Source organism: Candidatus Protochlamydia sp. R18 (assembly GCF_000648255.1).
In the GTDB taxonomy this organism is placed as follows: Bacteria; Chlamydiota; Chlamydiia; order Chlamydiales; family Parachlamydiaceae; genus Protochlamydia; species Protochlamydia amoebophila.
In genome coordinates, this window is sequence record NZ_BASL01000171.1 from 1 (window position 1) to 220 (window position 220).

1 pseudogene is annotated in these 220 nt (G+C 34.5%); it reads right to left on the reverse strand.

What is annotated here, in order from left to right:
• Positions 1 to 220 (reverse strand): annotated as a pseudogene (locus TY19_RS00170) (hypothetical protein); the annotation flags it as partial.

A 220-nucleotide genomic window follows, 5' to 3' on the forward strand; every position in this document is an offset into this window, starting at 1 on the left:
TTTAAAAGCTCTTTTAATTCGATTAAACTCTTTTCAGTAGAGTTAAAGGGTTCAAATCTCTGTGATTTATATCCCTCTACCAGCTGTGCTTCTAAATTTTTCACCACTTCTGCTAGTCCATAATATTCGGCTAGTTGGATGGCAGAAGTGATTTCTTCTAAAGGAACATTAAAGTTAGCATTCATGACACAATTGAGCAAAAGCGTAAAGTCTTTTTGTG